The organism is Chondrinema litorale (assembly GCF_026250525.1).
In the GTDB taxonomy this organism is placed as follows: Bacteria; Bacteroidota; Bacteroidia; order Cytophagales; family Flammeovirgaceae; genus Chondrinema; species Chondrinema litorale.
Genome location: NZ_CP111043.1, coordinates 1,203,202 through 1,216,507, shown reverse-complemented (window position 1 = coordinate 1,216,507; position 13,306 = coordinate 1,203,202). Strand labels below are relative to the sequence as shown.

Annotated in this window: 9 protein-coding genes; 1 reads left to right on the top strand and 8 read right to left on the bottom strand. The window is 34.4% G+C overall.

Features of this window, described 5'->3' with window-relative positions:
• Nucleotides 1–342 precede the first annotated feature (342 nt).
• Complete coding sequence (gene purH, locus OQ292_RS04950) at nucleotides 343–1,881, top strand: bifunctional phosphoribosylaminoimidazolecarboxamide formyltransferase/IMP cyclohydrolase (RefSeq protein WP_284684945.1); 1,539 nt, start codon at nucleotides 343–345, stop codon at nucleotides 1,879–1,881.
• 54 nt (nucleotides 1,882–1,935) lie between these two features.
• Here purH and OQ292_RS04945 read toward each other — a convergent pair whose 3' ends face one another.
• The 8 genes from OQ292_RS04945 to OQ292_RS04910 all read right to left on the bottom strand — a co-directional run bounded on the left by OQ292_RS04945 (nucleotide 1,936) and on the right by OQ292_RS04910 (nucleotide 13,075).
• The gene (locus tag OQ292_RS04945; RefSeq protein WP_284684944.1) at nucleotides 1,936–3,324 is read right to left on the bottom strand and encodes a S41 family peptidase; all 1,389 of its coding nucleotides are present in this window, start codon (nucleotides 3,322–3,324) and stop codon (nucleotides 1,936–1,938) included.
• A gap of 213 nt (nucleotides 3,325–3,537) precedes the next feature.
• Complete coding sequence (locus tag OQ292_RS04940) at nucleotides 3,538–4,200, bottom strand: phosphatidylserine decarboxylase family protein (RefSeq protein ID WP_284684943.1); 663 nt, start codon at nucleotides 4,198–4,200, stop codon at nucleotides 3,538–3,540.
• Nucleotides 4,201–4,322: 122 nt separating this feature from the next.
• A complete protein-coding gene (locus OQ292_RS04935) occupies nucleotides 4,323–5,597 on the bottom strand; it encodes a Glu/Leu/Phe/Val family dehydrogenase (RefSeq protein ID WP_284684942.1) in 1,275 nt (424 codons plus the stop codon).
• Nucleotides 5,598–5,724: 127 nt separating this feature from the next.
• The gene (gene coaD, locus OQ292_RS04930) at nucleotides 5,725–6,180 is read right to left on the bottom strand and encodes a pantetheine-phosphate adenylyltransferase (RefSeq protein ID WP_284684941.1); all 456 of its coding nucleotides are present in this window, start codon (nucleotides 6,178–6,180) and stop codon (nucleotides 5,725–5,727) included.
• On the bottom strand, nucleotides 6,177–7,049 hold the full coding sequence (locus OQ292_RS04925; RefSeq protein ID WP_284684940.1) for a DUF3822 family protein: 873 nt from the start codon (nucleotides 7,047–7,049) through the stop codon (nucleotides 6,177–6,179). The genes coaD and OQ292_RS04925 overlap by 4 nt, the downstream gene beginning before the upstream one ends.
• A gap of 71 nt (nucleotides 7,050–7,120) precedes the next feature.
• A complete protein-coding gene (locus OQ292_RS04920) occupies nucleotides 7,121–7,744 on the bottom strand; it encodes a hypothetical protein (protein ID WP_284684939.1) in 624 nt (207 codons plus the stop codon).
• A 459-nt stretch (nucleotides 7,745–8,203) separates the two neighbouring features.
• Nucleotides 8,204–11,077 (bottom strand): TonB-dependent receptor, encoded by a 2,874-nt coding sequence (locus OQ292_RS04915; RefSeq protein WP_284684938.1) that lies wholly within the window; start codon nucleotides 11,075–11,077, stop codon nucleotides 8,204–8,206.
• Nucleotides 11,078–11,182: 105 nt separating this feature from the next.
• Nucleotides 11,183–13,075 carry a hypothetical protein gene (locus OQ292_RS04910; protein WP_284684937.1) on the bottom strand — a complete coding sequence of 631 codons (1,893 nt, stop codon included), beginning with the start codon at nucleotides 13,073–13,075 and terminating at the stop codon, nucleotides 11,183–11,185.
• Nucleotides 13,076–13,306 lie beyond the last annotated feature (231 nt).

Below are 13,306 nucleotides of genomic sequence, written 5' to 3'. Positions count from 1 at the left end.
ATTAAAAGTGTAGATGAATAGGTGTGTAACTTCGGTGAAAGTGTTTTTTCATTAGATAATCGTTTTTTTGAGCCTATTGCTTCTATTTTCAGCTCTCATCTAAATAGAATTCTTTTTTCTGAAAATTTTAAATAATTCACTTTAGCCCTTTTAAGTAGTTTGTTTTCAAATGTATTAGGGTTTCTTAATACGATTAATAAATGTGCCATATATGGTAATTTCTTGAGACTTTAATAATTGCTCATCGAATGCTTGACTAAAAAATTAAATTCTTAAACCATTACCATGAAAGATTAATACATTTGCAAAAAACTTAGCTTAATAATTCATCATATCAATTTCATGAAAAAAATAAAATCAGCCCTCATTTCAGTTTTTTATAAAGATAAACTTGAACCAATAATAAAATTACTTGATGCTAACGGAGTAACAATTTACTCAACCGGAGGTACTCAAAAGTTTATTGAAGAAGCTGGAGCGAAGGTAACAGCAGTAGAAGACCTTACAGGATATCCATCAATTTTAGGAGGAAGAGTAAAGACTTTACATCCAAAAGTATTTGGAGGTATTTTAGGAAGAGCGGACAATGAGACTGATAAAGAGCAGATGGAAAAGTACGAAATTCCTGCTTTCGATCTAATCATTGTAGATTTATATCCATTCGAAGAAACACTTGCTTCAGGAGCCTCTCATGCTGATATTATCGAAAAAATAGATATTGGAGGTATTTCGTTGATTAGAGCTGCTGCAAAAAATTATAAAGATGCCATGATTGTTTCTTCACGTGAGCAGTACGATAGTTTGTTAAACATTCTAGAAACAAACGAGTGTGCTACAACTGAAGAAGAAAGAAAAGCTTTTGCAGCTTATGCATTTAATGTTAGCTCTCATTACGATACAGCAATATTCAATTATTTTAATGGTACTTTATCTTCTGAAGATAAAATTGAAGCTTATAAAGCAAGTTTCCCTGATGCTGCGGTTTTAAGATATGGAGAAAACCCTCACCAGCAAGGAGTGTTTTATGGTAAATTAACTGACCTCTTCGATCAGTTAAATGGAAAAGCATTATCTTATAACAACTTAGTGGATGTTGATGCAGCAGTAGCTTTAATAGATGAATTTCCTGTAGAAGAAGGAATTGCATTTGCTATTCTAAAACATACTAATGCTTGTGGTGCTGCTTTAGGAAGTAATTGTGAAGAAGCATACCAAAATGCATTAAAAGCTGATCCGGTATCTGCATTTGGTGGTGTATTAATTACAAACACTGCTGTTGATTTAGACGCTGCAAATGCAATGCACAGTCTTTTCTTTGAAGTTTTAATTGCTCCTTCTTTTAATGATGATGCATTAGAATTGCTTTCAAAGAAGAAAAATAGAATTTTACTGAAGCGCAAAGAGACTGCAATGCCAGAAAAGTTATATAAAACTTTGCTCAATGGTGTAATTGCTATGGATAAGGACATGAAGATGGAGACAGCTGAAGACTTGAAAACAATGACGAAAGCTGCTCCAAGCGAAGAAGAGGTAAAAGCATTATTGTTTGCTAACAAATTAGTAAAACATACCAAGTCTAATACAATTGTTTTAGCTAAAGAAGGGCAATTATTTGCAAGTGGAGTAGGTCAAACATCACGTGTTGATGCATTGGAGCAGGCAATTCATAAAGCTAAACACTTCGGATTTGATCTTAATGAGGCTGTTATGGCATCTGATGCATTTTTCCCATTCCCAGATTGTGTTGAAATTGCAAGAAAAGAGGGGATAAAGGCGGTTATTCAACCGGGAGGTTCTATTAAAGACCAAGCATCCATCGATTATTGTGATGAAAATGGAATGTCAATGGTATTTACAGGAATAAGACACTTCAAACATTAATATAGAGGTTAAATTGAATGTTAAGGGTTTACCACAAGGTAAGCCCTTTTTTATTTAACTTCCAGATTTAATCAATTTTGCAGTTTTTTCTCCCAATATAAGTTCATTGATGATAATATCAGGTTGTATACCACTTTCTTCTTGAATTTTATTAGGTAAGTATAATTCATATTTAATAGCAGGAATAAATAACTGTAAGCCCGTATTAGGTGTCTTTCTATAAATAGTAAAACCACTATTACTATGTGTATATGCACCACCAGAAGTACTTCCTGCTAATATGGCTCTGCCTGAATTATCACATTTAGCGGCAAAATGAGTTGCAGCAGACATGGTTCCTCCATTAATTAAAACTTCCAATTCGCCTGTATAAGCAGTTTTTTTAGGGCTGAGAAATTTTAATCCCTTATGACCATTGTAGACCATCATTTGGGTTTCAGTGTCTTTTTTAAGCGGGAAAAATAATTTATATGGGAATTTTAGAAACCGCTTACTACCTTTCTTAAGGCTTAGTTTTTCATAAAACTTGAAAGGTTTATCGCTGATGTAGCTGTATAATTCAATTGCATTTATGTCATTACCACCATAATTATCTCTCAAATCAATGATAAGCTTATCTACATCTTTTTCTTGAATTTTTTGAAAGACTTTCTTTAAATATTTATTGTAGTTATAGCCAGATTGCTTAAGTATTCTTTTATCAAAACTACTAATATCTAGAGTCGCTGTTTTTACCTCAGAATTTGGGTCATATTGTAAGCTGAGCAGAGGTTCAAATGAGTTCTGCAACTCATATTGTTGTGTATTAGGTTGTAGCCTTACCTTTTTTTGAGTTTGATTATAGTCAAATACAATTTGCAGAGCAGGAGTTTCTGCAAGTATTTCTTCAAATAGCTTAAAGAAATTACGACTTAGCCAATATTCTCTGCCATTTTGGTGAGTGCCATCACTAGAGATATATACTTTGAGTTTCTCAATAATTTTTGATGCTGCAATCTGATTTATACTTACAATTTTGCTTCCTACAGGTATTTGAGCTGAATTAGATTCGATAATAAAAATCTCGTTCTCCTTTACAAAAACATCAATAGGGTAAGAATTTGGAATATGGTGGGTCAGGTATTTATCTGAAAAATAAAGCTCTGTATGCCCACACTTAATAGCGCTTACAAGTGGCTTTACAAGCCTGTAAAATTCATTTTCGGTTAAAGGCGTATTTATGTCTTCTCGAACTTCTTGAAACCCTTTTTCGAAAGCTACTTTACTTTGATAAGTAAATAGATTAGGGTGATACTTTATTAAAGAAGTCTGAAGATATTCTAAATCTTGATGTAATTCTTCCACAGAGTACATAGTAACCAGACCATCAGGTTGAGCTTGTCTGGCATATGCTGATAGAAATGTAAATATTATTAGTATGGTAGTCTGATAAATCCTTAACATGAAATTCTTTATCTACTTAATGTAATATCTAAGATAAAAAATAAAATTTTTCTAATCTGTGAATAAGATTTAAAGTAGCTTAAGTTAAGAATTGTTTAATCATAAAACAGCTAAACGGGCGAATAATTAGAGGTGGAAAGGAATTAGAAAATAAAAAAACACCAGTCTTTTAAGAATGGTGTTATATGTAATATAAATAACAATATTCGATTATTATACTTTCAGCTTTGCCAGAATCGTTTTGCCTCCTTTAGTTTTCTGATTAAGGTTTACACATATTTCTGCATCAAGAGGCACGAAAACATCTACTCTAGAGCCAAACTTTATAAACCCAAACTCTTCTCCCTGAACTACTGGTTGGCCTTCTTCTACATACCATTTAATTCTTTTGGCCATCGCTCCGGCAATTTGCCTGAATAAAATACTTATTCCGTTTTCATTCTCTACCACAATGGTTGTTCTTTCATTCTCAGTGCTTGATTTTGGATGCCATGCTACTAAGTATTTACCAGCATGATACTTTACATATTTTACTACTCCACTAATTGGATTTCTGTTAACATGAACATTAATAGGAGACATAAATATGGAAATCTGTCTTCTATTTTCTTTGAGAAATTCTTTTTCCTCTACTTCTTCTATTACTACTACTTTACCATCAGCAGGAGCATAAACAAGGTTTGAGTCTATTGATGTAATAACTCTTGGGCTTCTAAAAAACTGAAGTATTAACAGGAAGAATATCGTACTTGCAATAAAGCTGATATTCATTAATATTCTTTGATCGCCAAAAAAATAGTAAAGCACACCATTCAATGCAACAATAGCCAAAATAGTAATTACAAGAATGGTAAAGCCCTCTTTATGTATCGTCATGTTTTACTGTTCTTTTTTTACAAAAATAACTGCAAATGTAGCAGTAATGTTAAATACCTAATAATTAAAATGATAAATAAAAAAAGCCGGAGAACCGGCTTAGACATAAATATTATAATAAATTAATAACCACCTCTAAGTTTGTAGGTATCTGCTACTTTTGAAATAGCCACCATGTAAGCTGCAATTCTTAAAGAAACATCGTATTTCTGAGCTACTTTGTATACTCTTTCAAATGCTTCTTTCATAATCCTATCGCTTCTGCGGTTTACTCTTTCTCTAGTCCATTTATAACCTAACCTGTTTTGTACCCATTCGAAATAAGAAACAGTTACTCCACCAGCATTTGCAAGAATATCTGGAACTACGGTAATGCCTTTTTCGAAAATTACAGGATCTGCTTTAGCGCCCATAGGTCCGTTAGCACCTTCTACTATCAGTTTTGCTTTAATGTTATCTGCATTTGCAAGTGTAATAACATCTTCTTTAGCGGCAGGTACTAACAAGTCTATATCAAGCTCTAATAAATCAGCATTGTTGATTATTTCGCCACCTGTAAAGCCTTCTAAGGTGTTATTGTTACTTTCTTTATAAGCAATGGCACTTCTTATATCAATACCTTTTGCATCATAATAAGCACCTGTATGGTCGCTAATTGCTACAACTTTTACTCCTCTTTCTTCTAAGAGGCTGGCTGCGTTGCTACCAACGTTACCGAATCCTTGTACAGCACAAGTTGCATGAGCCGGATTAATCTTTAGTTTTTCCATTGCTACCAATGCCGAAACCATTACACCACGACCTGTAGCTTCTACTCTTCCTAATGAACCACCAAGCACGAGGGGTTTACCAGTTACCACAGCACTTACTGTTTTACCATTTGCTTTAGAGTATTCGTCCATTAACCAAGCCATTTCTCTTGGACCAGTACCCATATCAGGTGCTGGAATATCTGTATCAGGACCAAAAATCTCATACATAGAAACAGTATAAGCACGTGTTAGTCTTTCTAGTTCACCTGTAGACATCGTCCAAGGTTTACATTTAATACCACCTTTTGCACCACCGTATGGAATATCAACAACTGCACATTTCCATGTCATCCAAGCGGCTAATGCTTTCACTTCATCAAGATGTACATCAGGAGCAAAGCGAACACCACCTTTAGACGGGCCTAAAGTGTTAGAATGTATTACTCTGTAGCCTTCAAATACGCGCTTGCTGCCATCATCCATAGTAATTGGTAAGCTTACAATTACCTGTTTGGTAGGGCTTTTTAATACTTCATAAGTTTCTTGATCGAGTCCCAGCTTCTGGGCTGCAATGTCAAAACGTGACATCATCGATTCAAAAGGATTCTCTCTATCCTTTATCGGTGCGGGTTCAATATATGCCATATTTATTTTGTTTTTGGATAAGGTTCTCACTTTTATTTACTAGTAAATACCCGGCAAAGTTATCAATTAGATTATTATAAGGATATTTCTAATTGGTTATTTTTACTTAAACGATGGGTAAATATTATTAAATATTATAAGGCAAGAACTCATTAATATTTTGTCCGTATCTGTAAATTTCTCTTATTACAGTAGAACTGATATAGGCAAATTTTGGGTCGGTGATGATGAAAACAGTTTCGAGGTCAGGATATATCCTTCTATTTATCTGAGAAATACTGTTTTCGTATTCAAAATCTGTAGTATTTCTTAATCCTCTTACTAAATATTTTGCATCTAGCTTTTGAGCAAGATTAGCAGTTAATTCATTATAACTGATTGCTTTAATGTTATCCTGACCTTCAAAGGCTTCTCCGATTTTAGTAATCATGTAGTCAACATCAAAAAGTCTGTTTTGCTTTTTTGAGTTGTAACCAATGGTTATAATTACTTCATCAAATATTTGAGCGGCTCTTAAAGCAATATCAGCATGACCCTTAGTAAAAGGGTCAAAGCTTCCCGGGAAAAGTGCTACTTTTTTCATAAATATAGCTTTGCAGCATTAAATAAATCGAAATGAAACTGGTCTTCCAGCTCATCAAAGTTAAAACTGAATTTTAAAAACTCAGGGCGTTTTCCGGGTGCAACCTGAAGAAAGTAAGGTTTAAGTTTTGTGAAATAGTCGCTGTCTGTAGTTATATCACCCCACACATTTAATTTAATGTCTTTTGTGTCGAGTTTTAGTTCATCAGCAACTAACGTACATAAATAAAGCACATCATCAGGGCTAGTAAACGGGAAGCTATTAACATACATTAATCTGCCTTCTTTAATGTTGGCAATTGTAATTAAAGCATCAGAAACGTTTACATGTATGTGGCTCGCCTTTTTATCGTAAGTAAGTAAACCATATAAAAAAGCTGCCGTGGTATGCGCAGTTTTGGTTATCATGCTTGGATAAAACTCCCCAAACCACTGCATTAACTCATTATTTACTGCATAGTAGCAATAAGTGCTTAGCTCATCTAAGCGCATGTGAGCAAGAGATTCTCCTTTGTCTAATTTAAAGTTAAGCCTAGAAAATATTTCTGGGTTTATATCGCCCTTAATATATTCTTTAGGAACATAAGAGAATTTTAAATTAGAAAAAAGCAATACTACTTTTTTCCAGTAACCTGCATTAAGGTAGGGGTGAGAAGCCCAAATATTTTGCAGGTTCATTGTGAGATTTTCTGTTGTAGCCGGAGAAGAGAATTTATATTTCTCTATAGCAAGACACTTGTTGCTGGCTGCATCATTAATAAAAAAAACAATCCCAGTATCAGCAATATTAATTACTAACTGATACTGGGAAAGAAGATTCACATCCATCTGTGGATCTTTGAGCTCGTATTGTAAGAATTCCTGGTACAAGTTTAAAAAGTTTTTAGTTTTGAAAACAAAAAAGCCTAGTGAATATAGGCTTTTTGTCTTTTATTTTAAAATTACTCCCAGTTTCCTGAAGTAGTAACTTCTGATCTTGAACCAAAACGTAAAAATTTTCTTTTAGGTATTTCATTCTTATCACTTCTAGACTCATCTAGAGGATATTTATCTACAACTTCGATTACATCGATCATTACACCACTTTTTTCAACTTTGTCGGAATAAATTTCGAATTTTTTATCTTGGTTGCTTGGGTCATTAGCATATCTTGGTACGATACTTAATTTGTCCCAGTTGTATTTTTTGTATTTTTCTTCAAATACTGAAGTTACTACTGGCTCGATACCAATTGTATCAACCTCAATTCTTATACTATCACCTTTGTAGAATAAAGGATCTCTTCTATCCCTTGGAGTAATAATCTCTGTTTTTTCAGTGATGTACAGAGAATCGTGCTTAATAAAGTTAATTAGCGTATCGAAACTTCCTGTGTAAGTGTCGTATTTTGCTAAATAAGCTTTTTCAGCATCTCTAATCAATTTAAGCTTTTCAATCACTTTCTGCTCGTCAGCAGAGATGGCTTCAGCAAGACGAATTTTACTGGCAATACCATCATAAAGTAGCCATCCCAGAAACAGAATTATCGGTATTAACGATATGGAGAAAATTCTAGTTTTAGTCATCAGTTAATGAATTTTGTTACAATTTTAAAAATTTATTGTGTAGTATAAGTGATTTCAGTTTGAATATCTTGGTTAAAAATAATGATTTGTACCTGTAAATATAATTGTACTATTTGAAGTAAAAATAGTACGTTATAAATTTTTTTCAAACAAAGATAATTAAAAAAAGAAAATTTAAAATTATCTCATCACAATTAGAATACAGAAACTCTGAAAGGTTACAGAATTTTTTTAAATCTTTTTGGATTCTCTTAAAGAGCGTTGTATGGTTTTGATATTCAGTATTGAAGAAGCTTTAATAATGGATGTTTTTGTTTTTTTATTCAATTAGAATATCGCTCCTCCAAAGATAATACAAAATTTTTTAAACTTTTTTTGAAAACTGATTAATAAATGAAAAAGCTCTGACAAATAAATGCCAGAGCTTTTAATCAAAAAGAATTATCTAATCTAAAGACATTAGAAAAAGCTATATCCAAAGCTTAGTCCAAATGACATACTTGGTTTTAATCTATTGAATATTCTGTCTGTTGCTCCAAAAGATTCGAATACCTGTTCACGAGTATCGTTAAGAATGTTTGAAACACTAAAGTTAAGATTCATTCTATCGTTTGGTCCGAAGTCTTTATTAGCATTAAAGTTTAAGCTATGGAAAGGAACTGAATAAATATCAGGTCTGTCAGCAATACCTACAAACATTAAAGTTCTTCCTTGCACATTGTAGTAGATACCTGCTTCAAATCCATTTTCGAAACCTGCATACTGTAAACCAGCATTAATAATATAAGGAGCTTGACCAGCCATTTCTCTTGTATCGTCTATTTCCTGGCCATCTCTAGCATTATCTACTCTTGAGTTATATTCAGTTGCACTCATATCAATTGTAGACTTAGTCACAGTTACGTTTGCATTGAACGAGAATGCTGAAAACATCTCAGAAATAAACTGAAGATTTTTTCTTAACTCAAGCTCTGCACCAAGTACTTGACCATCACCAACGTTTCTTGGCTGGAAGTTATTAGCAGCCTGAACGTATTGTACAATCTCGATAGGGTTTTTAAATGTTTTATAGAATGCACTAATTGCGAATGTCTGGCCACCTTTAGGGAACATTTCCCATCTGATATCGAAGTTGTTAATGTTGGTTTCTTTTAAGTTACCATCCCAAATTACATTACCCTCAGAATCTTGATCTGGGAATAAACCACCAATAAAAGTACGACCAGTAATAGGGTCAAGAATTTCTGCATAAGAAGCTTCTTTAAAAGAAGGTCTTGCAATAGTACGAGAGAATGATACTCTTAAGTTTTGGTTATCGCTTAAGCTATAAATTAAGTTAGCAGAAGGAAAGAAGTTTAAAGAGTTAAGTACTTCTTCATTATCAAAAGAATCTCCTTGCTGGTTAGTACCAGTGTAATTTTGTTGATACTGTTCTGCTCTTACACCTAAAATGGTTTTTACTTTTTCGCCAATTCCAATTTCGTTAGACACATAGATGCCAAGGTTTGAGTTATTAGACTCATATTTATTCGGGTTGTTTGGAATAAATTGTGGATCGTAATAAACACCGCTTCTATTTTCTGAAGAAATGAAGTTTTCTGTTTGGAAAATTTCATTTGGATCACCAGTTAAAGATTGGTTTATGTTACCAGGAAAAATCTGGAAGTTCTGAATTTCGTAATTTCTAGTCTTGTAAGTATAGCTACTACCAAATTTTAATTTACCCTCTTGAGAACCCATTGAATACTTTCTGGTAATATCTAATTTACCTGCAAGATTATCTTCTTCTAGGTTACGCCAGATTCTTTCTGGTATACCAGACTCAGTACCTATGCTGTATACACCATCTTCGATACGGTATCTTGTAAATCTAATATCTGGGTCTTCAATTTTAGATCTGGTAGGAGATAGTTTCCATTCTAATTCCCAAGTGCCACCAGCAATATAGTGGTTACCGTTTAACAAGATGTTTGTAATTCTACGCTCACTGTACTCTAAGTTATGTTGTAAAGCAGTAAAGTTAGAACCTTGGTCAGAACCAACATAGTTAAATATACCTGCTTTAGACTCACCATTTTGTAAGTGTAGAATGTTTAAACTGTATTTTGCATAGTCGCCTTTACGAGCAAAACCTAAAAGACCGCCAAGTAGCACATCGTTAGTACCTAAATCACCTTTTTGTCTTTCTCTTGCGTCTAATTCAAAAATATCAGAAGTATTTCCTCTTCCCCAACGGTTATATTCCGCGTCTTCGTAAAAAGTAGTTTTGTTCTTATAAGTAAGGGCTAAGTTGTATCCTAATGTACTATTACCAGCAGCTTTTTGATTACCTAAAGAGAATCCTAAGCTGTAGTCCATAAAGCTATTTTGGCGCATTGCAGCCAAAGTAGGATTAAAGTTGTTTAGAATTGTATTCATTTCTGACATTGCAGCAGCATCGCCTAATGCATCAGAACGGAAAGGAATATCTGTACTTCCACCAGTAGGAATATCTCTTGTGCCATCATCAAAGCCTAAGAAATCTGTTTTTCCACCTTCGTAGTCAAGATATTCGCTATTAAAGTGCATATTAGGGTTGTATGAACCACCAATAGAAAACTTGCCTACTTTTTCTTCAGGAAAATCTTTAGTTGTAATGTTTACTACACCACCAGTAAAATCGGCAGGTAAATCTGCTGTAAAAGACTTAATTACTATAATGTTATCAATTACATTGGTAGGGAAGATATCCATTTGTAAGGTGTTTCTGTCTGGGTCTAGGCCAGGAATATCCACACCATTTAAGATTGATTTAGTGTAACGGTCACCTAAACCACGAACATACACATATTTACCACCTTCAAGAGAAACACCTGGTACCCTTTTTACTGCAGAAGCAGCATCTGAATCACCAATTCTACGGAAGTTAGCAGAAGATATACCATCAATTAAGTTAGCAGATTTCTTTTTAACTGTTAAAAGTGCTTCTTCTGTAGTTCTAACTACTTCAGCGGTTACTACAATCTCTTCCAAGGTTTCTACATCTTCTAACATTCTAATGTTCTCGAAGAGAGAAACTTCGTTGGATCTTACTACAACATTTTCTATTATGATTGTTTTGTAGGAGACAAAAGAAACTTTTAAGTTATATGTGCCTGGATCGGCTTTAATTTCAAACTTTCCATCAAAATCAGTTGATGCTCCTGTAGACGTTCCGTCTATTACAACTGTTACAGCAAACATTGGCTCCCCAGTATTGTCTTCGATTACACTCCCCCTAATAATCCCTTTTTGTGCCAATAAGAGCGATGGAGTAAAAATTAAAGCGATAAACAATAATTTTAAAAATCTCATGTCAATTTTGAATTTATTAAGAAATAATTTCGAGGTCTTTTTTTACAAAAAAAGCCCGCAAGCCAGAATAGCTTGCGAGCAACCTCTGAATTAAGGTTATATTTATTAGAAATCTGCTAATTCACCAGCATAGTCTGCCCAAGTCCATCCTGAGAATTCTGCTTTATCAGCACCTACAGTTGGAGTTGTAACTATGTCAATAGTGCTATCTAATGGTCTCTCAGTGAAGATGCCTAGTGGATCTTCAGTAGCAACACCATCATCATCAGTAGCAACTTTTTCTTGGAATATAGCTTCAACAGTTAAGTTACCTTCACTTAGGTGACTTACATTAAATTGTAGAGTAGATAAGTTGATAAGTTCGTCAATATAGTTTTGAGAAACTCCGTTGTTATCGAACTCAACATCAGAGCTAGATTTGAAGTTGAAGAAGTAAATGTTATTTAATTCGCCTCTGATGTCACTTCTTAAGTCAGCATACTCACCACCAGTAGCATTAAGGCTACCTTTGATTGAACCGTTTTGGATAGTGAAAGAACCAGAAATGTTAGCAGGAACGGTTCCTTCAGGACCGTCAAGTTCAAGAGCGTGGTCAGAATCAGGACCTAAGATTCCGATGAAGTTATCTAAAGTACCGCTTATACCTTGGTCGTAGTCGAAGCTATCGTCACCAGCATTCCAGATTAATACGTCGTTTACATCTACAGTACCACCGAAGAACTCGATACCATCATCTTGGTTACCAATTACTTCAATGTGGTCAATAGTAGTTCCTCTACCAACACCACCTAAAGTGATACCGTTAATTTCGTTACCCTCACCAATGTTAGCACCACCGTGACGGATAGATACATATTGGATAGTTCCAGAGCTGTCATCAGGATCAGTACCACCATATAAACCGTTAGTATCTGATGGAGGAATACCTTCAATTTGAATAGACTCAGCATCAGCAGCGATAGGTGCTTTACCTAAGATGATTAAACCACCCCAAAGACCGCTATCAGTTGGTAACATGTTAGGGCTAGCAATTTGACCTGGAGCAATTTGGTCAGATACTGTAGTGAAGATGATAGGTTGAGTAGGAGATCCTTCAGCATTTAAAGTACCACCTCTTGCAATTAATAATGCAGTAGCATTAGAACCAGAACCAGCTTGTCCTTTAATAATAGTACCAGCTTGAATTGTTAGAACAGCACCTTCTAATACTGCGATACGACCCGCAAGTTCGTATACTGTATCAGCATACCAAGTAGTGTTTTCCTCAATATTATCACTGATGATAGAAGTAGGATATTCAACATCGTCTACTGTAAGTACGTGAGTTACTTGAGCAGTTTCACCATCAGCATCAGTTAATGTAAAATCTAAAACATAAGTACCAGCTTCAGTAGGAGCATATCCTAAGCTGTATACATCAATAGTATCAGCAGTAGCAGAGCCATCATAAGCACCTAATGCAGCTTCTGCACCGTCGTTTACAGATAAAGTGAAAGAAGAAATACCTGCTTCAGCAGTAAGAATAACCTCGATATCTCCAGTAGCTTCGCCACCTAAGGTATCTCCAACGCTAATAGTAGCTGTTGCTGGAATACCAGAAATAAGAGGAGCACCTGCTACAGGATCGTTAGCGATTACGTCTACAGAAATACTTTCAGTTTTTGAAGATGATTGCTGGTCAGTTACTGTTAAAGTAATAGTAGTAGTACCAGCAGAAGTTGGAGTGAAAGAAGCTGTGATAGTACCTGAAGTTGAACCAACCTCTGGCTCATTGTCTATATTTCCAGCAGAAATAGTAGAAGATGCATATCCACCAGGTACAGTAACATTAAACGTAAGAGCTGCAGAGTTTCCAGTAATAACTGAAGCTGATGCAGATGAAGAGCTGATAGAAGGCCTTTCTACAACTGCTGGGTCATCATCGTCATCACAAGAAGTAACAACAAATAGCGATGAGAACAAAGCTATAATTGCTAATAAGTTTCTTAATTTGTTCATAAGATTTTTCAAGTAAAATTTTCTGATTAGATAATTCGTGGGGCAAAGCTAACTTAGTGATCAGGAAATTTTCTAAGAGGATGCATTAAGATATTTTGAATGCTTGATACAGAATCTTAACAGTAAATTCAAAAAGATTCAAAACTCTAGGGTGGTTATTAACAGATAAGTAACTTTTAGCAATAGGGGATAAAGCCGTAGTTTAGTGTGTTGGTTGTTAAAATATATGTT

Excerpts from the sequence above, each read along its gene's own strand:
- OQ292_RS04940 (WP_284684943.1), bottom strand. The coding sequence starts at position 4,200 with ATGACGATACATAAAGAGGGCTTTACCATTCTTGTAATTACTATTTTG.
- OQ292_RS04935 (WP_284684942.1), bottom strand. The coding sequence starts at position 5,597 with ATGGCATATATTGAACCCGCACCGATAAAGGATAGAGAGAATCCTTTT.
- OQ292_RS04945 (WP_284684944.1), bottom strand. The coding sequence starts at position 3,324 with ATGTTAAGGATTTATCAGACTACCATACTAATAATATTTACATTTCTA.
- OQ292_RS04910 (WP_284684937.1), bottom strand. The coding sequence starts at position 13,075 with ATGAACAAATTAAGAAACTTATTAGCAATTATAGCTTTGTTCTCATCG.
- purH (WP_284684945.1), top strand. The coding sequence starts at position 343 with ATGAAAAAAATAAAATCAGCCCTCATTTCAGTTTTTTATAAAGATAAA.
- OQ292_RS04915 (WP_284684938.1), bottom strand. The coding sequence starts at position 11,077 with ATGAGATTTTTAAAATTATTGTTTATCGCTTTAATTTTTACTCCATCG.
- coaD (WP_284684941.1), bottom strand. The coding sequence starts at position 6,180 with ATGAAAAAAGTAGCACTTTTCCCGGGAAGCTTTGACCCTTTTACTAAG.
- OQ292_RS04920 (WP_284684939.1), bottom strand. The coding sequence starts at position 7,744 with ATGACTAAAACTAGAATTTTCTCCATATCGTTAATACCGATAATTCTG.